At 73.4% G+C, this 18,048-nt stretch carries 16 protein-coding genes; 8 read left to right on the top strand and 8 right to left on the bottom strand.

Translation table 11 applies throughout. The features are described 5' to 3' along the window. From ACFTWP_RS35495 to mfd, 3 genes are all read left to right on the top strand, one after another. The coding region (locus tag ACFTWP_RS35495) for an SUKH-4 family immunity protein (RefSeq protein WP_380269172.1) at window positions 1-1,220 on the top strand (1,220 nt) is incomplete at its 5' end. A gap of 201 nt (window positions 1,221-1,421) precedes the next feature. Continuing rightward, window positions 1,422-2,909 carry a hypothetical protein gene (locus ACFTWP_RS35490; RefSeq protein ID WP_380269171.1) on the top strand — a complete coding sequence of 496 codons (1,488 nt, stop codon included), beginning with the start codon at window positions 1,422-1,424 and terminating at the stop codon, window positions 2,907-2,909. Between the two features lie 763 nt (window positions 2,910-3,672). Next, window positions 3,673-7,308, top strand: a complete 3,636-nt coding sequence (mfd, locus tag ACFTWP_RS35485) for a transcription-repair coupling factor (RefSeq protein ID WP_380269170.1) — start codon at window positions 3,673-3,675, stop codon at window positions 7,306-7,308. A gap of 104 nt (window positions 7,309-7,412) precedes the next feature. Here mfd and ACFTWP_RS35480 read toward each other — a convergent pair whose 3' ends face one another. Further along, complete coding sequence (locus tag ACFTWP_RS35480) at window positions 7,413-7,739, bottom strand: rhodanese-like domain-containing protein (protein ID WP_380269169.1); 327 nt, start codon at window positions 7,737-7,739, stop codon at window positions 7,413-7,415. Between the two features lie 37 nt (window positions 7,740-7,776). On the opposite strand from ACFTWP_RS35480, the gene ACFTWP_RS35475 reads away from it, so the two are divergent. Next, on the top strand, window positions 7,777-8,391 hold the full coding sequence (locus ACFTWP_RS35475; RefSeq protein WP_380269168.1) for a TetR/AcrR family transcriptional regulator: 615 nt from the start codon (window positions 7,777-7,779) through the stop codon (window positions 8,389-8,391). 213 nt (window positions 8,392-8,604) lie between these two features. On the opposite strand, the gene ACFTWP_RS35470 is transcribed toward ACFTWP_RS35475, so the two are convergent. The 4 genes from ACFTWP_RS35470 to ACFTWP_RS35455 all read right to left on the bottom strand — a co-directional run bounded on the left by ACFTWP_RS35470 (window position 8,605) and on the right by ACFTWP_RS35455 (window position 11,659). After that, window positions 8,605-9,021 carry a hypothetical protein gene (locus ACFTWP_RS35470; RefSeq protein ID WP_380269167.1) on the bottom strand — a complete coding sequence of 139 codons (417 nt, stop codon included), beginning with the start codon at window positions 9,019-9,021 and terminating at the stop codon, window positions 8,605-8,607. Window positions 9,022-9,033: 12 nt separating this feature from the next. Continuing rightward, complete coding sequence (locus ACFTWP_RS35465) at window positions 9,034-10,296, bottom strand: amidase domain-containing protein (RefSeq protein WP_380269166.1); 1,263 nt, start codon at window positions 10,294-10,296, stop codon at window positions 9,034-9,036. A gap of 4 nt (window positions 10,297-10,300) precedes the next feature. Beyond that, complete coding sequence (locus tag ACFTWP_RS35460; protein WP_380269164.1) at window positions 10,301-10,624, bottom strand: type VII secretion target; 324 nt, start codon at window positions 10,622-10,624, stop codon at window positions 10,301-10,303. 189 nt (window positions 10,625-10,813) lie between these two features. Further along, entirely contained in the window at window positions 10,814-11,659 is an 846-nt protein-coding gene (locus tag ACFTWP_RS35455) for a helix-turn-helix domain-containing protein (protein WP_380269163.1), read from the bottom strand. Window positions 11,660-11,896: 237 nt separating this feature from the next. Here ACFTWP_RS35455 and ACFTWP_RS35450 point away from each other — a divergent pair, with 237 nt between their 5' ends. Together ACFTWP_RS35450 and ACFTWP_RS35445 are read left to right on the top strand one after the other, a co-directional pair. Beyond that, window positions 11,897-12,334, top strand: a complete 438-nt coding sequence (locus ACFTWP_RS35450; RefSeq protein ID WP_380269162.1) for an ATP-binding protein — start codon at window positions 11,897-11,899, stop codon at window positions 12,332-12,334. A 98-nt stretch (window positions 12,335-12,432) separates the two neighbouring features. Then, window positions 12,433-12,879, top strand: a complete 447-nt coding sequence (locus ACFTWP_RS35445) for a MarR family winged helix-turn-helix transcriptional regulator (RefSeq protein WP_380269161.1) — start codon at window positions 12,433-12,435, stop codon at window positions 12,877-12,879. Between the two features lie 54 nt (window positions 12,880-12,933). On the opposite strand, the gene ACFTWP_RS35440 is transcribed toward ACFTWP_RS35445, so the two are convergent. Further along, window positions 12,934-13,344: a VOC family protein gene (locus tag ACFTWP_RS35440; RefSeq protein ID WP_380269160.1), complete on the bottom strand. Its 411-nt coding sequence runs from the start codon at window positions 13,342-13,344 to the stop codon at window positions 12,934-12,936. A gap of 79 nt (window positions 13,345-13,423) precedes the next feature. Next, a complete protein-coding gene (locus tag ACFTWP_RS35435; RefSeq protein ID WP_380269173.1) occupies window positions 13,424-13,783 on the bottom strand; it encodes a helix-turn-helix domain-containing protein in 360 nt (119 codons plus the stop codon). A 232-nt stretch (window positions 13,784-14,015) separates the two neighbouring features. Between ACFTWP_RS35435 and ACFTWP_RS35430 the strand changes: the two genes are divergently transcribed. After that, window positions 14,016-14,819, top strand: coding sequence for a DUF5984 family protein (locus ACFTWP_RS35430; RefSeq protein ID WP_380269159.1), 804 nt, complete (start codon window positions 14,016-14,018; stop codon window positions 14,817-14,819). A gap of 53 nt (window positions 14,820-14,872) precedes the next feature. Here the strand turns inward: ACFTWP_RS35430 and ACFTWP_RS35425 are convergent, their stop codons facing one another. Further along, the gene (locus ACFTWP_RS35425) at window positions 14,873-15,493 is read right to left on the bottom strand and encodes a DUF4352 domain-containing protein (RefSeq protein WP_380269158.1); all 621 of its coding nucleotides are present in this window, start codon (window positions 15,491-15,493) and stop codon (window positions 14,873-14,875) included. A 271-nt stretch (window positions 15,494-15,764) separates the two neighbouring features. Here ACFTWP_RS35425 and ACFTWP_RS35420 point away from each other — a divergent pair, with 271 nt between their 5' ends. Next, window positions 15,765-18,035, top strand: coding sequence for an N-6 DNA methylase (locus tag ACFTWP_RS35420; RefSeq protein ID WP_380269157.1), 2,271 nt, complete (start codon window positions 15,765-15,767; stop codon window positions 18,033-18,035). The last annotated feature ends 13 nt before the right edge of the window (window positions 18,036-18,048 follow it).

Raw genomic sequence — 18,048 nt, 5'->3', positions numbered from 1 at the left:
CCGAGCCGCCCGCGCCGCCCGCTCCGGCGCCCGACGCCGGGCCCGCGGCCGGAGTCGCCTACGAGCGGACCCAGCTGGCGCACGCCGTCGAGGTGCCGGGCGGCCCCGGTACCCCGCGCCCGGCCATGCCGCCGGTCGGCTACGGCTACCCGGGCGCGGCCCTGCCCGGCCAGCCGGGCCCGGCCGTCGCGCCCGCCGCCGTGCCGCCGCCCGCGCCCGCCCCGCAGGGCCCGCCGGTGCCCGCGGGCGTCCCGGTGGTCGGCCCCGGCTACTTCGCCGCACTCAGCTACCGGGCCCCGGACGGCTCGGAGCAGAAGCTCCTGCAGCGCAGCGAGCCGGGCACGCCGCACCCGGAGTGGAAGATCCTCCAGGAGCTGCGCCGGCTGAACGTCCCGCCGGAGCAGGTGCTGGAGCTGTACACCGAGCTGGAGTCCTGCGACCTGCCGGGCGGCTACTGCGCGCGGATGATCAGGGCGTCCTGGCCGAACGTGCGGCTGACCCACACCGCGGCCTACGGCCGCGACCAGCAGGCCCGGCAGGCCGGCATGGCGCACCTGCTGGACCACCTGGACGAGCTGCACCAGCTGGCCTCCGCGCCGCAGCGCCCGCGTCCGGTCCGGGCGCCGCTGCCCGCCCCGGGCAGCGTGCCGCCGCTGCCGCCGCTCGCGCCGCAGCAGCTGGCGGCGGAGCTCGGCCAGGCCTTCGGGCCGGCGGTGTTCCGGTTCGAGCAGCGCGCGGTCTCCCGGCAGGGCGTGCCGGAGCCGGTGGCGCAGACCCTGATGTGGGCCGGGCTGCCGCGCGACTTCGGCCCCTTCTTCTGGGCCCAGGCGCAGGAGGGGCGGCCGATCCCGACGCTGGCCGAGCTGGCCGCCGAGCGCGGTGTGCACGGCGGGCCGGACTTCGGCGGCTACCTGGTGCTCGGCAACGACTACGGGCGCCAGCTGTGCGTGCAGTACGGCACCGCGGCCGTGGTCGCGGTCGACCTGGAGGGCGGCGGGGAGCCGCCGCGCTTCGTCAACACCGGTGTGCCGGAGTTCGTCCGCTCGCTCGCCCTGCTGGGCCGGATGTGGCGGCTGCGGTACTCGCTCACGCCGGACCAGGCGGGCCGCTGGACCACCGACTTCCAGACCCAGCTGGCCGCGATCGACCCGGCGGCCCTGCAGTCGGCGGACACGTGGTGGGCCGTTCTGCTCGAACAGTTCTGGGACGGCCTGCTCTGACCGATCGCCGCAGGTGAGGTGGGTCGTACCGGCCTGAGGTACGACCCATCGGGCCTATCGGCACGGCGGTGCCTCGTTGGGGTTTCGCCATGATCTGCGCAAAATAGGTCAAGAGGACGGTCCTACCCGCCCGCTCCTCGCCACGCATCGATTCGCACCGGCCCTGGGCTCCGAAGCCCGTGATCACGAGGAGAAGAGCCCATGAGCGACGCCGTCTCCCAGTACGGCTTCACCGTTGGCCGGCGTGGCTACGCGCCCGAACAGGTCGACCGCTCCCTGGTCGCACTGACCGCCCAGCGGGACGCCGCCTGGGAGCGGCTGAGCGTGCTCGGGGCCGGCCTGCGCGAGATGGAGAAGCGGCTCGCCGACTTCCTGCAGGCCGCCGAGGACGCGCCGGAGCCCGACTACACGGCGCTCAGCGAGCAGGCCGCCGGCCTGGCCCGGACCGCCGAGGCCGAGGCCGCCGCCGTCCGCGAGGCCGCCGAGCGGTTCGCCGAGGACACCCGGGACGAGGTGTACGAGGCCGGCCTGGCGCTGGCCAAGGCCGCCGAGGAGTACGCGACCGCCCTGCGGGCCGAGGCCGACCAGGCCTCCCGGCGCAGCGAGGAGCGCACCCGGGCCGAGGCCGAGAAGCTACGCGGCGAGGCGGACCGCGACGCCCGCGCGGTGCGGGACGCCGCCACCGCGCACGCCGCGAAGGTCCGGGTGGCCGCCGCGGAGGCCTCGGAGCATGCCGAGGCCGTCCTGGCGGACCTGCGCCGCAGCGCGGACGAGATGTTCGCCGCCGCCGTGACCGCGGCGGACGCCGAGGACGCCAAGATCACCATGACGGCGGAGCGCCGGCTCAAGGAGGCCGAGCAGTACCGCGAGACGGTGCTCGGCCGGATCAAGCAGTCCGACGCCGAGGCGCAGGCCAAGGCCGACCAGCTGATCGACCGGGCCCGCCGGGAGGCGGAGCGGATCAACGCCGCGAGCGAGCAGGAGCAGACCGACTTCGCGGCCCGCTACGAGGTGGTCCAGCAGCACCTGGACCACATCAAGGGCACCCTGGCCTCGCTCACCGGCGCGGCGGTCGGCGCGATCGAGCCCGAGCCGGCGGCCGTTCCCGGCGCGCAGGCCCAGCCGCAGACCGCTGCGGCGACCGCGCCCGGCGCGGCCCAGGCCGTGGCGGTGGCCGTTCCCGGCGTCGCCCCGGCGGTGGCGGCGACCGCGCCCGGCGTCGCCACGGCGGTGCCCCAGGCGGGGCCGGTGGACTCGGAGGCGGACACCGGGGAGATCGTCCTGACCCTCGACGCCCTCGACGAGCCCGCCCCCGCGGCGGATGCCCAGGGCTCCACGCCCCTGCCGGCCGTCGCTCCGCCCTCGGCCGCTCCCTCGGCCGTCGCACCCTCGGCGGCCGTTCCGGCGCCCGGTGCCGCGCCCGCGGTGCCGGCCGACGCCGCCACCGAGGTCCTGCCGGTGACCCCGGCCGGTCCGGAGGCCGGATTCGTGCCGGGCCGGGTCGCACCCGTGGCGCCCGCCGGGCCGGCGCAGTCCGCGGCCGTACCGCCGCGGCCCGCCGGCGCGCCCTCGGCGGGGGCACCCGCGGAGGCCGAGGACGTGGCGACCCGGATCATCCCGAAGATCGTGATCGTGGACGACGGCTCCGAGTACGCCACGCCGCACACGGTGGTGCCGCGCCGCAGCTGATCCGGGCGGCCCGCCGCCGTCACCGTCCGCCGCCGTCCGCGCGCCGCCGTCCGTGCGGTGCCCGATCGGGCACCGCGGGGGCGGTGGCAGGGCACCGGCCCGGGCACGGCGCGGGCAGCCGTTCACGCCCCGCCGTACCGTCGATTCCGCCCGTGGGCCCCGACCGTCGCCGCGTCCGACGCCCGGGGCCCACGTCGTTGGGTGTGTCCGACGCTCGGGGCCCACGACGTCGGGTGCGGGCGGGACGGGCTACGGCGTTCTCCCGAGCGGTCGGGAGACCGGGCCGCCGAGGTTGCGCGGACGTGGCGGCGCGGACGTGGTGGCGCGGGGCGTCCGAGCGAGGCCGGACGGGCCGGAACGCAAGAGGGCCGAGACCCGTGGCGCCCTCCAGGAAAGGGCGCCACGGTTCCCGGCGATTGGGCGGGCGCCCCCACCCAGGGTCGCCCGGCCGCGCATCCCGACCCCCATCGGGTTGCGTCCGTGTCCTCCGCAGCCATCCCCCACGGTTGGGTGCGGCGGGCACATTCACCATGCTGCGCGATCTCCATGGACGGCCAGTGACAGGAGTATGTCCACTTCGTGGCATTCATTCGCCGCATTCCGGGCGCGGCCGTACGCGGCGCGGCCGGTACGCCGCGTCAGCGTCCGTCGTCCGGCGTAGGCTGGACACCCCCGGCCGCTCGGCGCGCCGGGCCGTTCGCGTTGCCCGGCCGGTCTCCCGGTGCGTGGGCACTCCAGCTACGGGACGAAGAAGAGACTCCACATGAGCCTGACCGGACTGCTCGATGTCGTCGCGCGGGACGCCGCCCTGGCGGAGGCGATCGAGGCCGCCACCGCCACCGGTGCCTCGGCGGGCGCCCGCCAGCACCTCGACCTGGTCGGACCGCCCGCCGCCCGGCCGTTCGCCGTCGCCGCGCTGGCCCGCGCCCTGGCCACCCGCGCGGACGGGGAGCGCGGCCGCCCGGTACTCGCCGTGACCGCCACCGGCCGCGAGGCCGAGGACCTCGCGGCCTCGCTGCGCTCGCTGCTGCCCCCCGACGCCGTCGCCGAGTTCCCCGCCTGGGAGACCCTGCCGCACGAGCGCCTCTCGCCGCGTTCGGACACCGTCGGCCGTCGCCTCGCGGTGCTGCGCCGGATCGTCCACCCGCGGGCGGACGGAGACCTCGGGGCCGGGCCGATCCAGGTGATCGTGGCACCGGTCCGTTCGGTGCTCCAGCCGCAGGTCAAGGGCCTGGCCGAGCTGGAGCCGGTGGCGCTGCTGCGCGGCGAGTCGCACGACCTGGGCGCGGTCGCCCGGGGGCTCGCCGCCGCCGCCTACTCCCGGGTCGAACTGGTCGAGAAGCGCGGTGAGTTCGCCGTCCGCGGCGGCATCCTGGACGTCTTCCCGCCGACCGAGGAGCACCCGCTGCGGGTGGAGTTCTGGGGCGACGAGGTCGAGGAGATCCGCTACTTCAAGGTCGCCGACCAGCGGTCGTTGGAGATCGCCGAGCACGGCCTGTGGGCGCCGCCCTGTCGCGAACTGCTGCTGACGGACGAGGTCCGGGCCCGGGCCGCCGACCTGGCCGAGGCACACCCTGAGCTGCGCGAGATCCTCGACAAGATCGCGCAGGGCATCGCGGTGGAGGGCATGGAGTCGCTGGCGCCCGTGCTGGTCGACGACATGGAACTGCTGCTGGACGTGCTGCCGGCCGGCAGCGTCACCGTGGTCTGCGACCCGGAGCGGGTCCGTACCCGGGCCGCCGACCTGGTGGCCACCAGCCAGGAGTTCCTGCACGCCTCCTGGGTCGCCGCCGCCTCTGGCGGGGACCGGCCGATCGACGTCGAGGCGATCGACGTGTCGGCCGCCTCGCTCTGGTCGCTGGCCGACGTCCGCGAGCACGCGGCCGGCATCGGCCTGCCCTGGTGGTCGGTCAGCCCGTTCGCCACCAGCGACTCCTCGGTCAGTTCCGTACTGGAGTTCGACACCAACACGCTGACCCTCGGCATGCACGCGGTGGAGGCCTACCGGGGCGACACCGCCCGCGCGATCGCCGACGCCAAGGAGCGACTGGCCGCCGACTGGCGGGTCGTCATGGTGACCGAGGGCCACGGCCCGGCCTCCCGGCTCGCCGAGGTGCTCGGCAACGAGGGCATCCCGTCCCGCCTGGTCGCGGACCTCGCCGAGGCCCCCACCCGGGACGTCGTGTACGTCTCCTGCGGCTCGATCGAGCACGGCTTCGTCGACGAGGCGCTGAAGCTCACCGTCATCACCGAGACCGACCTCTCCGGCCAGAAGTCCTCCACCAAGGACATGCGCCGGATGCCGTCGCGCCGCCGCAACGCCATCGACCCGCTGGCGCTGGCCGCCGGCGACTACGTCGTCCACGAGGCGCACGGCGTGGGCAAGTACGTCGAGATGGTGCAGCGCACCGTCCAGGGCGCGACCCGCGAGTACCTGGTGCTGGAGTACGCCCCCGCCAAGCGCGGCCACCCCGGCGACCGGCTGTTCGTGCCGACCGACCAGCTCGACCAGGTCACCAAGTACGTCGGCGGCGAGGCGCCCACCCTGCACCGGCTGGGCGGCGCGGACTGGGCGAAGACCAAGCAGAAGGCCAAGAAGGCCGTCCGCGAGATCGCCGGCGACCTGATCAAGCTCTACTCGGCGCGGATGGCGGCCCCCGGTCACACCTTCGGCCCGGACACCCCCTGGCAGCGCGAACTGGAGGACGCCTTCCCGTACGCGGAGACGCCCGACCAGCTGACCACCATCGCCGAGGTCAAGTCGGACATGGAGAAGTCCGTCCCGATGGACCGGCTGATCTGCGGCGACGTCGGCTACGGCAAGACCGAGATCGCGGTGCGGGCCGCCTTCAAGGCCGTCCAGGACGGCAAGCAGGTGGCGGTGCTGGTGCCCACCACCCTGCTCGTCCAGCAGCACTTCTCGACCTTCGCCGAGCGGTACGCGAACTTCCCCGTGACGGTGAAGGCGCTGTCGCGGTTCCAGAGCGACTCCGAGGCGAAGACCGTCCTGGAGGGCCTGTTCGCCGGCTCGGTGGACGTCGTCATCGGCACCCACCGGCTGTTCTCCTCCGAGACCAGGTTCAAGGACCTGGGCCTGGTGATCGTCGACGAGGAGCAGCGCTTCGGCGTCGAGCACAAGGAGCAGCTGAAGAAGCTGCGCGCCAACGTGGACGTGCTGACCATGTCGGCCACCCCGATCCCGCGCACCCTGGAGATGGCGGTCACCGGCATCCGCGAGATGTCCACCATCACTACCCCGCCGGAGGAGCGGCACCCGGTGCTGACCTTCGTCGGCCCGTACGACGAGAAGCAGATCTCGGCCGCGATCCGGCGTGAACTCCTGCGCGAGGGCCAGGTGTTCTACATCCACAACCGGGTCGAGTCGATCGACAGGGCGGCCGCCCGGATCAAGGAGCTCGTCCCCGAGGCGCGGGTCGCCACCGCCCACGGGCAGATGGGCGAGAACCTGCTGGAGAAGGTCGTCGTCGACTTCTGGGAGAAGGAGTTCGACGTCCTGGTGGCCACCACCATCGTCGAGTCCGGCATCGACATCTCCAACGCCAACACCCTGATCGTCGAGCGCGGCGACACCTTCGGCCTCTCCCAGCTGCACCAGCTGCGCGGCCGGGTGGGCCGCGGTCGCGAGCGCGGCTACGCCTACATGCTGTACCCGCCGGAGAAGCCGCTCACGGAGACCGCCCACGAGCGCCTCGCCACCATCGCCCAGCACACCGAGATGGGCGCCGGCATGTACGTCGCCATGAAGGACCTGGAGATCCGCGGCGCCGGCAACCTGCTCGGCGGCGAGCAGTCCGGGCACATCGCCGGCGTCGGCTTCGACCTCTACATGCGGATGGTCGGCGAGGCCGTCGCGGAGTTCCGCGAGTCGCTGGCCAACGGCGGCGCGGAGCCGGAGGAGGAGCCGCTCGACGTCAAGATCGAGCTGCCCGTCGACGCCCACGTCCCGCACGACTACGCCCCCGGCGAGCGGCTGCGCCTGCAGGCCTACCGCTCGATCGCGGCGGTCAACTCGGAGCAGGACATCGTCCACGTCCGGGAGGAACTCACCGACCGCTACGGCAAGTTGCCGGAGGCCGTGGAGAACCTGCTGCTGGTCGCCGCGCTGCGGCTGTACGCGCGGCGGTGCGGCATCGGCGACATCACCCTGCAGGGCGCGAACGTCCGGTTCGGCCCGGTGGACCTGCGCGAGTCCCAGGAGCTGCGCCTCAACCGGCTCTACCCCCGCAGCCAGGTGAAGGCCACCGCCCAGCAGCTCCTGGTGCCCCGCCCGTCCACCGGCCGGATCGGCGGCAAGCCGCTGGTCGGCCGCGAACTCCTCACCTGGTGCAGCGAGTTCCTGTCCGCGATGTTCGACGACCTGGCGGGTGCCAAGCGCTGACGGGGCCTTCCAGGTCCGCCGGCCCCCGCGTTCAGGGGCCGGCGGCTCCGGTGTTCAGGGGCCGGCGGACCCGGTGTTCAGGGGCCTGCGGACCGGGCGGGCGGTCAGGCGAACTCGGTGGGGAGGCCGGCCTCGGCCCAGTCCTGGATGCCCTCGCGGTACTTGCGGACGTTGGTCCAGCCGAGTGCGGTGAGCCGGTCGGCCACCTGGCCGCTGTTGGGGCACGCCGGGTTCGAGCAGTAGGTGACGATCGCTGCGTCCCGGTCGGGGAGCAGGGCGGGTGCGCGGGCGTCGACCTCGGCCAGGACCAGCGGGAGGGCGCCCGGCAGGTGCTGCTGGTCGTAGTAGGCACCGCCGAGGGTGTCGAGCACGGTCACGGTGCCGGCCTCGATCGCCGCCGCCAGTTCGTCACGGGTGATGAGTGCGGTCATGCCACTGCCTCCAAAGGAATCGGACTACAGTCCTCTTATGGCTCACGACAGTAACGGACCGCAGTCCGCTTCGGCAATCCCCCTGGAACTGCTCCGCACACCACCGCCCAAGGAGCGCGCGGACGCGGCGCGCAACCGGGTCGCGGTGCTGGAGGCGGCGGCCGGGCTGTTCGCCGAACACGGCGTCGAAGCGGTCTCGATGGACCAGGTGGCCGCCGCCGCCGGCGTCGGCAAGGGCACGCTGTTCCGCCGCTTCGGCGACAAGGCGGGGCTGGCGGCCGCACTCCTCGACGCCCGCGAGCGCGTGCTCCAGGAGGCCGTCCTGAGCGGCCCGCCCCCGCTGGGCCCCGGGGCCCCGGCCGACGAACGCCTGGCCGCCTTCCTGGACGCCTACTTCGACTACCTGCTGGAGCATCTGGCGCTGGTCCGGATGTCGGAGACCGCCACCCCCGGAGCCCGGTACCGCATCGGGGCCTACCGCTTCTGGCACCGCCACGTGGCGATCCTGCTCACCACCGCCCCCGACCCCGAGCACACCGCCCACGCCCTGCTCGCCGCCGTGGCCGCCGACCACGTCGCCGCGCTCCTGCCGGAACTCGGCGAACAGCGGATGCGGGCCGGCCTGCTCCGCCTCGCCCGCGCGGCGGTCTGACGGCCCCGCGGGGCCGGGGGCGGCGCCGCGCCGTCCGGCGCGGCCCGTTCTACGCAGTCGGCGCCGCCACCGCCGCCGGAGAACGACGACTCCTGCCAGGTGGTCGGCACCGGCATTTCGAGGGGTGCTCTCACCTGTCCCTCAAACGGCGGAAGGCGGGGACCCGCCTCCCGCGGCCTTGGACGGTCCACCGGTCTTCCGCCGGCCGGGCCCTCAGCGTGGCAGTACCGGTGGCCGGGCCAGACCCATGCAGTGCGTGCGTTGGTGGCCGACGTCGTCGACGGCGTTGGAGAGGATGTGGCTCTGGAGCAGTAGCACGAGCAGCACCACGGGCAGTACGGCGAACAGCGAACCGCCTGTCCAGCTGTTCGGCCGGGCCCGCTTGCGGATGACGGCGGCCAGCTGCCCGACGATCCAGGCCGTACCGGTGGCGGCAGCCAGCAGCCCGGCCCACCCGGCGGCCGGGCCGAAGAACGGGATCCCCGGGCTGTCCCGGCAGGCCGTCAGCAGATCCGTGACGTAGCGGCTGTCGGCTTGGTCGGCGACTGCTGAGCACGCCCACCCGAGGCAGATCAACAGGAGCGGGTAGCGGGCTTTGAGGGGCCGGAGCCCGGTGACTGGCTGCTGCACTTGTCGGCCCTCCTAGTACCAGTCCGGTTCGACCCGGACGTAGTGCAGCTTCTGATGGCCACGACCTTCCTGGAACGTGTCGATCCGCCCGCCCAGGCTGGCGTTCTTCATGCCGCCACTGTGCTGGGAGTAGCGGATGTCCCCGTCGGGCGTGACGGCGGTGACGATCGCCGTGTGATGGATCTGGCCCTTGCGATCGTCCGCGTCCTGGTCCGAATCCTCCTCGTAGTAGACCAGGTCGCCCGGCCTGACCTGATCGGGCGTAAGTTCCCTGCCGCCGTGGGCGACCATGAAGTCGTGCATGTTCTGCGCCCCGCCCCAGGCGTGGGTGTGCCCGGGGATGACGGAGTCGGCCGTCGACCCCAGGCCCGACGCGCCGCCGCCCCGGAACCAGCCGTCGTCGTCCAGGGTGTTCCAACCCTTGAACCTCACGCCGGACTGATGGAGCGCCTCGGACGCGAAGTTGGTGCAGTTGTCCTCGTCCATGTCGCCGCTGACGTCGTTCCAGTGGTCGAGCGTCCACTGCACCATCTTCACCCGGTCGTACTTGGCCCCCGGGCCGCCCCGCAGTCCCAGCTTCACGTCGTCCGGGATGCCCGGCAGGTTGGCCAGCGTGACCGGGTCGGAGAGCATCAGCTCTTTGCGCTGGTTGTCGGGCAGGGCGTTCCACCAGTCGGCGACCAGGCGTGGGTCCTTGCCGTCGGGGATGCCATCCGTGTACATGTTCAGCTCCACCTGGGAGGCCTCGCCCTGAAGGCTGTTGAGGGCCTTCGCCGGGTCGGTCTCGCAGGTGGCTGTGCCGAGCTTGCGGAGCTCGGCCGCCGCCTGGCGGTCCGCCTGGGTCGCCTCGCGCAGGGCTTCCCGGAGCAGCGCGTTGACCTCCTGGACGATGGAGGTGGCGGCCGGAGTCGTGGTGGCGGCTGGGTCACGGGCGACCCCGGTGCTCTCGTCGACCGTCAACCCGTGAGCCTTGGCCAGGTCGAGGGCGGAGTTGAGGGTCAGCTTGGCCCTGGTGATCGCCACAGAGAGAGCGTCGAGCACCATGGCGACGCCGCGCATGATGTCGGCTCCCGCCTCCAGGATCCTGGCCTGCTCGTCGAGCTTGCGGGCGGCGACCTCGCCGACGCGGTCCTTCCAGTCGGCCTTGAGCGGGTCGACACCGTTGGCGTGGATGTCGTTGACGGCCTGCCAGGACTCCTTGGAGAGCGCCATCCAGCCGTCGGCCGCGGCCTGGGTGCTGATGCTGTTGGCCGCCTTGAGCGCTGCGATGTCCATCCGCTCAGCGCTCCTGCGAACGGAGGTCGGCCAGCGCGGCGCCGAAGCGGCGGTTGGCCTCCTCGTTCGCGGCGTCGTAGTTGTGCGCCGAGTCGCGCAGCTGCTCGGCATAGGTGTGCAACTGGGCGACGACGGACTTCATGTGGGTCTGCCAGGCGTCCGCGCAGTCCTTGAGCGCGCTGCCGGACTCCCAGCCGGCCAGCGTGCTCGCGGCCGGGTAGCTCTGGTCGAGCCAGTGGCCCGCGGCCGGGCCGACCTGGGTGGCCGTACTCCCCAGCCCGTCGGCGGCCTGGCGCAGCGTCCCCGTGTGGACGTGGATGTCGTTCATCGTTCCCCCCGGAAGGTGCAGCGCCCCCGCGCCGCACCTCGGCCACTATGCCGGGCCGGAGCGGCCGGTGGCGTACGGAGCGCCGTTCTCCGGGGAGCGTTGACCAAAGCTTTGCGAGCTCGGCCGCACCGGCCCGGTCGCTGCGGTGAGTGGACTTCCGTCAGATCGACCTGACGGCCGGCGGACCTCTCAGCGCTCCTTGAGTACACGGGCGATGAAGTCGCGTGACTCCTGCGGGCTGTGGGCTGAGCTTTGCACCTTGGAGAACAGGCGTCGGTGCTGGGAGAGCAGGGCCTCCGCGTCCATGAAGGTGCCGCGCACAGGCGAATCGAAGTGCAAGGTGTCCAACTGAGGTACAGGTCCGGCCAGGTAGTACATGGAACCGCTGGCACCGGCGAATTCGCTGGCAGAGAACGGGATGACACGGATCTCCACGTTCGGTCGTTCCGACAGTTCAAGCAGCAGGGTGAGTTGCTCTCGGGCGACGGCGGTGCCACCCACATTCATGCGGAGCGCGGCTTCGTGGATGACGGCTCGCACGTCGGCAGTGTGCTGCAGGAGCACCCGTCGCTGAACACGGAAAGCCACCTTGGCCTCCAGATCGGCGGAGAGCATTCCGGGCACGTAGTAGCTGAACACGGCCCGTGCGTGTGCCTCGGTCTGCATGAAGCCCGGGATCTCAGCGATGCGGACCGAACGTACCGCTACGGCGTGGAACTCGGCCTCGGCCAGATCGAGGAACCCACGGGACAGGATGTCTCGGTACTCCTCCCACCAACCGCGCGTCCGATCCGTGGCCATCGCCACCAGGGCGTCGATCAGCGCGGTGTCGTCACAGGCGTAGTGGAACGCCAGACGTCGGATGCGTTCCGCACTGGCGCCTACGCGCCCTGCTTCCAGGTTGGACATCTGGGCCTGATCCGAGCCGATCAGGTTCGCGGCCGCACGCGCCGTCAGTCCTGCCTTCTCGCGGAGCTTTCTCAGCTCTGAGCCCAGGCGTTCATGGCGCGCGGACGGGTTGATCCTCGGTGGCATGCATCTCTTCCTTCGACCCGTCAGAAGTCTGGCGCACTGACCGCAGTCGGGGCCAGACACGTCCGGGTGAATCATCAGCACAAGGTTGTGCCGTAAAAATCTCGTGCCCTACCGTAAGTGTCGCATCGACCGCCCAGCGTGACCGGCGTCAGCCGGAAGTGCATCGCCCCGGCCTGGCCGGGACGACATCGCCACCGCCCGACGTCCCGTCACCATCACCGTACGGAGAAGTCCGCCATGACGATTGACGTTCTCTCGGACCGCCCGGAGCCCTTCTGGTTCCCCCACTCCTGCACGATCATGCTGCCGGCGGCGGCCATCGCGCCCAAGATCTGCCGGGACTTCGTCACCACCGTGCTGGACCTCATCGGCTTCGGGCACCTCGCCGAGCGGGCCGCGCTCTGCACGTCCGAGCTGGTCACCAACGCCCACCGGTACGCCGGCGGGCTGGTCCACCTCCAGTTCACGGCCGACCGGACGCGGGTCCGGGTCTCGGTCCACGACAGCAGTCCGGAGCGCCCCAGGCTCCGGCTGGCCACCGACGACCAGGTGGGCGGTCGCGGCCTCGGTCTGGTCGACGCGGTGGCCGACGGCTGGGGGGTCACCGACTCGCGGTTCGGACTGCCCAGCAAGGGGGTCTGGTTCGAACTCCACACGCTGCGGGCGGTGGCGTAGCCCGGCCCCCGGCCCCCGGCCCTTGACCTCAAGCCCGCTTCAACTCCTAGCGTGGTCACCGAACTTGCCGGTCGACCACAGGGGGAGCGGGCCACACCATGGAACTCACCGACGAAGAGCTCGCCGACCAACCCGTCGGGTACTGGACGGGCGAGGCGCACGCGGCCGTCATCGCCTTCATCAATGCGGAACAGGGCAGGCTCGGCGTCACCCAGCGGCACTGGATGACCCTGAACCGCCTGGCCATCGTCGACGGCGGCCTCACCCGGGAGGGGCTGGCGGAGGCGCTGGGCCGGTACATGACGCCGCAGATCGGCGACGTGTCCACGTACGGCGCCGTGCTGGACGACCTGCTGGAACGCGGCTGGATCACGCCGGGCGCCGACGGCCGCCTGACCCTCACCGAATCCGGGCACGCCGGCCGGGCCCGGCTGCTGGCGATCGCGCCGGGCGTCCGGGACCGGATCCACCAGGGCATCCCCGACGCGGACTACGTGATCGCGCTCAAGGTGCTCCGCCGCATGATCGCCAACGTGCGGGGCTGAGCGCGCCGCCGCCCCGCCCGCCGGGAGAGGCGGGCAGGGCGGCGCCGACGGACCTCAGGCCTTCGGCTGGGTGAAGCGGATGCGGTTGCCGAACGGGTCGCGCAGGCCGCAGTCGATCCCGTACGGGCGGTCGGTGGGCTCCTCGGTGAACTCGACGCCCCGGCCGAGCAGGGTCTCGTACGTCTTGTGGCAGTCGTCGGTGGTGAAGATGAGCCAGCCGCCCATCGCCCCCTTGGTGACCAGTTCGCGGACCTGCTGCGCGGTCTCCTCGGACATCGCCGGGGGCCCCGGCTTCTCCAGTAGGACCTGGCGCTCCGGGTGGCCCGGAACGCTGACGGTCAGCCAGCGCATGAAGCCCAGCGGGACGTCGGCGGCGACCTCCAGGCCGAGCTTGCCGACGTAGAAGTCGAGGGCCTCGTCCTGGTCGAGAACGTAGATCTGCGATTGCGTGATGGCGTTGAACATGGGAACCACGCTACTGACCGGGCCGGCGGAAAACTTGTCCGAATCTGCTGTGTTGGCGGTGGCGGTGGAACGGTGGCGGTCAGTCGCTCGGCCGCATCCACGCCATGGTGAAGCAGGTCGGCACACCGGCCGCCACCGCCTCCCGGCGGTACGTCCTCGGTGAGCGGCCCACGATCTCGCGGAAGGTCCGGCTGAAGGTGCCGGGGCTGCCGAAACCGACCTCGAAGCAGATGTCCGTCACGCTGCGGTCGCTCTCGCGCAGCAGGAACATCGCCCGCTCGACCCGTCGGCGCTGCAGGTAGCGGTGCGGCGTCTCGCCGAAGGTGGCCCGGAAGGTGCGGGCGAAGTGCGCCGGCGACACATGGGCGATCCGGGCCAGGGCCGGGACGTCCAGCGGCTGCGCGTAGGCGCGGTCCATCGCGTCCCTGGCCCGCAGCATGCGGCGGTTCGACTCCTCGGTGGTGCGGCTCACGATGCCATCCCACCACGTCGGGCCGCCCGCCGTCCCCGCGCCGGGGACACGCCTACCGATGCTGGGGGAGTGACCGGGCCCCGGTCCATGCGGTGCGTGTGCTGGTGGCCCGGACGGTGTGGGGATCTGCGAGGATTTCGCCACCCGTCCGGTGTTCGCTCTTCGAGGCGGCGGCATCGAGCGGGAAGGGGGACGGCTCTTGAGTGGTGGACTGCGGTTCCGGTTCGAACTGCGGGCGCTGGGCGAGGTCGCCCCGTGGGGAGACGAGCGCCACCCCGTCCTGCACTGGTTCGCATTGACGGCGGGTTGCTACTGGATCGAGGCGGGCGGTCAGGAACTGCTGCGCTACTCGGAGGCCACCCTGCGGCGGTGGCGCGAGGAGTCCGGCGGCGAAGTGCACCCGTACGTCGACTACTTCGTGGTCCGGATCTGGGAGGACGTACTGGAGATCCTGGCGGACGTGCTGGAGCCGGTACCCCGGGATCTGGTCGCCTTCGTGTCGAGCGACCTCTCCGGGCATCCGATCTGGGACGAGGACGACATCGCCCCCGAGGCCGAGGCGGCGGCCGACTGGCACGGCCGCCGGTCGATGTACATGGGCCCGCTGGTCAACGCCCCGCAGCCCCGCTGGTGGCGGACGGTCGACGAGGCAGGCGATCGGGTCACGCTCACCTGGACGCACGAGCCCGGCCACCGGATCGGGTTCGCGGCCCCGCCGGCCGGTCGTCTTGTCCTGCCGACCGACGACTTCCTGGCCGCCGTCACCGAGTTGGACGGTGCACTGCTGGCGGCGATGGAGCAGCGCGTCGCGACCCTGGAGGCTTCCGGTCCGCCGGTCGGTGTCGACCTGGACCTGGAACAGCTCCGCCGTGAGCACCTGGACCGGGCGGGGTGGCTGGAGCGGGCCCGTACCCGGAACCGTGTCACCGACTGGCCCGCTGTGCGCGCAGGGGCCCGGGTGTTCCTCGCGGCGGGGCCGACCCTTGCCCCGGACGAAGCCTGATCCGCTGACCTCGCCGGGGTGGTGCGCCGGGTGCCCCTCGCCGTGATGACCGATCAGCCGATCTTCCACTGGCCGGTCTGGTCGGCGAAGCCGGCGTCCAGGCCGAACTGGATCTTGTCGAGCTTGGCGTCCTTGGGGACCTCGAAGGTGATGAAGCCCTTGCCCGTCTCGCCGGGGGCGATGGTGGTGGGGGTCTGGAAGCTCGGGCCGGCCGTGGTGTCGGTGAAGCTCGGGCCGTAGGCCTGGCCCTGGGTGTCGACGACCTTCGCGGCGCCGAGCGGGGCGTCGCTGTAGGCCTTGCTGCCGGTGGCCTTGATCTGGAACTGGACCGCGACCCAGCGCTTGCCGTCGGCGGGCTTGAGGTACTCGTCGCCGCTCTCGGCGTTGTCCACCACCTTCACCGCGGTGACGTCGGCGGTGTTGCTCTTCTCCATGCCCTTGAGCGCGATGGTGTCGCCGACCTTGGCCGCCGCCGGGGCCTTCGCCGCGCCCTGGTCGGCGGGCTTGCCGCTGTCGGCCGGCTTGGCGCCGTCGGCGGCCGGGGCGGCGGCGGTCTGCTTCGGGCTGGTCGAGACGGAGGCGCCGGAGGAGCAGGCGGTGGCGCTGAGGGCGACCAGGGCGGCGCCGACCAGGAGGGCGGCGGAACGGCGGCGGGCGGTGGTGGCGAAGGACATGACGGTCTCCACATCGGTGCGGCGGGTGCTCCTTCGCGGCTCGGCTGCCGCTTGAAGCGATGGGTAGATCACACCATCCGCTGTGAACGATGTCAACAGCGATTCATGAAACCTCTCTGTTCACGTGTGAACAGCCATGCGGAGCCGCTCTGGCTATGCTGTGTGGTCACACGGGCCATGGGCTCGGGCCGTACCCCTGAAGCCCTGCACTCCTGAAGCCCTGTAGCTCTGAACCCCTGCAGCACCCGAAGCCGCACCGAAGGAGCCCCCAATGCCGGACCGCCCCGAGGTGACCGCGGTCGAGATCGCCAGGCTCGCCGGAGTGGGGCGGGCCGCGGTCAGCAACTGGCGGCGTCGCCACCCGGACTTCCCGCGCCCGGTCGGCGGCAGCGACGCCAGCCCGACCTTCGCCCTCGCCGAGGTCGAGAACTGGCTGCAGGGCCAGGGCAAGATCGCCGAGCTCCCCGTCCTCGAACACGCCTGGCGGCAGTTGGAGACCCTCCGCGACCCCGCCGGCCACCCCGCCGCGCCCCTGGTGCCGGCCGGCGCCTTCCTGCTGCTGCTGCACCGCGAGCCCCAGGCCTGGCAGGCCCTGGCCGGCGAGCCCGACACGCACCTCGCCACCGCGCTCCCCCGGGCGCTCGCCCGGATCGCCGCCCAGACCCTCGGCCTGGACGGCGCCGCCCAGCTGGGCCTGCCCGGCCTGCTCGGCAGCACCTACCTGGACCTCGTCCGGCTGCTCGCCCGGCTCGCCGTCGAGCAGGCCCCGGCCGCCGCGACCACCCCGACCCCCGCTGCCGCCCCGGGCCCCGCGACCGCCCCGACCCCCGTCGCCGCCGGCGGTCCGGGTCCGCTCCCGGCCTCGCCGCCCGCCGCCGCGTACGAGCAACTGCTCACCCGGTACGCCGAGGCCAACACCCGCCAGCTCAGCCCCACCCCGCCCGAGGCCGCCGGCCTGCTGGCCGCCGTCGCCGGGCCCGCACTCGCCGCGCCGGGGGCGGCGGCGCTGGACCCGGCCACCGGGCTCGGCGCCGTCCTGCTCGCACTTCCGTCCGCCACCACCCGCTACGGGCAGGACCGCGATCCGGTCACCGCCGCGCTGGCCCTGCTCCGGCTCGCCCTGCACGCCCCGGCCGCAGCCCCCGGCCCGCTCGGGCTCGACCTTCGCGCGGGCGACTCGCTGCGCGCCGACGCCCACCCCGGCCGCACGGTGGACGCCGTGCTCTGCCAGCCCCCCTACAACGAGCGCGACTGGGGCCACGACGAGCTCCAGTACGACTCCCGCTGGCCCGCCGGGCAGCTGCCCCCGCGCGGCGAGTCCGAGCTCGCCTGGGTGCTGCACTGCCTCTCCCACACCCGGCCCGGCGGCCTCACCGCCCTGCTGCTGCCGCCGACCGTGGCCTCCCGGCGGGCCGGCCGACGGGTCCGCGCCGAGCTGCTGCGCTCCGGCGCCCTGCGCGCCGTGATCGCCCTGCCCGCGGGCGCCGCGCCGCCGTACGGCGTGCCGCTGCACCTGTGGGTGCTGCGCCGGCCGGCGCCCGGCGACGACTTCCGCCAGGTGCTGCTGCTGGACGCCGCGACGTCCCACTCCTCCGGCGAGGGCGGCCGCGAGCGGGTCGACTGGCCCGAACTGCGCGGCGCCGTGCTGGAGTCCTGGCAGGCCTTCGACGAGGCCGCCGCCACCGGACGGCCCCTGCCCGTCGACCGGCCCGGCGTGCACCGGGTGATGGCCGCGATCGACCTGTTGGACGACGAGACCGACCTCTCACCGGCCCGCCACGTCCCGCCCGCCGCCCCGGTCGGCGGCGCCGCCGCCCTCGCCCACCTGCGCGGACGGCTGACCGAACTGCTCGCCGGGCTCGCCGAGCCCGACGCCGGGCCCCCCGAGGTCGGGCCGGCCCACCCGCCGGCCCACCCGCCGGCCGTCGTCACCGTCGGCGAGCTGGCCAGGAGCGGCGCACTGGAGATCCACTCCTCCGGTCCGGGCGCCCCGCCGCGTCCGGCCGCCGACGGCGCCGACGGCACGCCCCTGCTGACGGACCAGGACCTGGCCGCCGGTGATCCGCCCGGTGCGGTGACCGACTCCGACGGCCCGGAGGCGGCCCTGCTCACCCGCGCCGGCGACGTCCTGGTACCGGCCCTCGGCGGGCTGGCCGGGGTGGTGCTGCCCGGCGGTCCCTGGGAGGGCGTGGCGCTCGGCCGCCAGCTGCACCTGCTGCGGCCCGATCCGGCCCTGGTCGACCCCGAGTTCCTGGCCGGCCAGCTGCGCTCCACGGCGCTGAACCGCCGTGCCGCCAGCCACGCGTCCACCACCGCCCGGCTCGACGTCCGCCGGGTCGAACTGCCCCGGCTGCCGATCGCCCGGCAGCGCCTGCTCGGCGCGGCCTTCGCCCGGGTCGCCGCCTTCGACACCGCCCTGCACCGGGCCGCCGCGCTCGGCCGCACCCTGGCCCAGGGCCTGACGGACGGTCTGGCGGACGGCAGCCTGGCGGTGGTGCCGGGCGGACACGAGGACGGGCGGACGGACGAGCCGGGGGAGTAGCGGGGAGGCCGGT

This window comes from Kitasatospora sp. NPDC057015, from assembly GCF_042673745.1.
Lineage (GTDB): Bacteria > Actinomycetota > Actinomycetes > Streptomycetales > Streptomycetaceae > Kitasatospora.
This window is presented reverse-complemented; position numbering and strand designations above follow the sequence as displayed.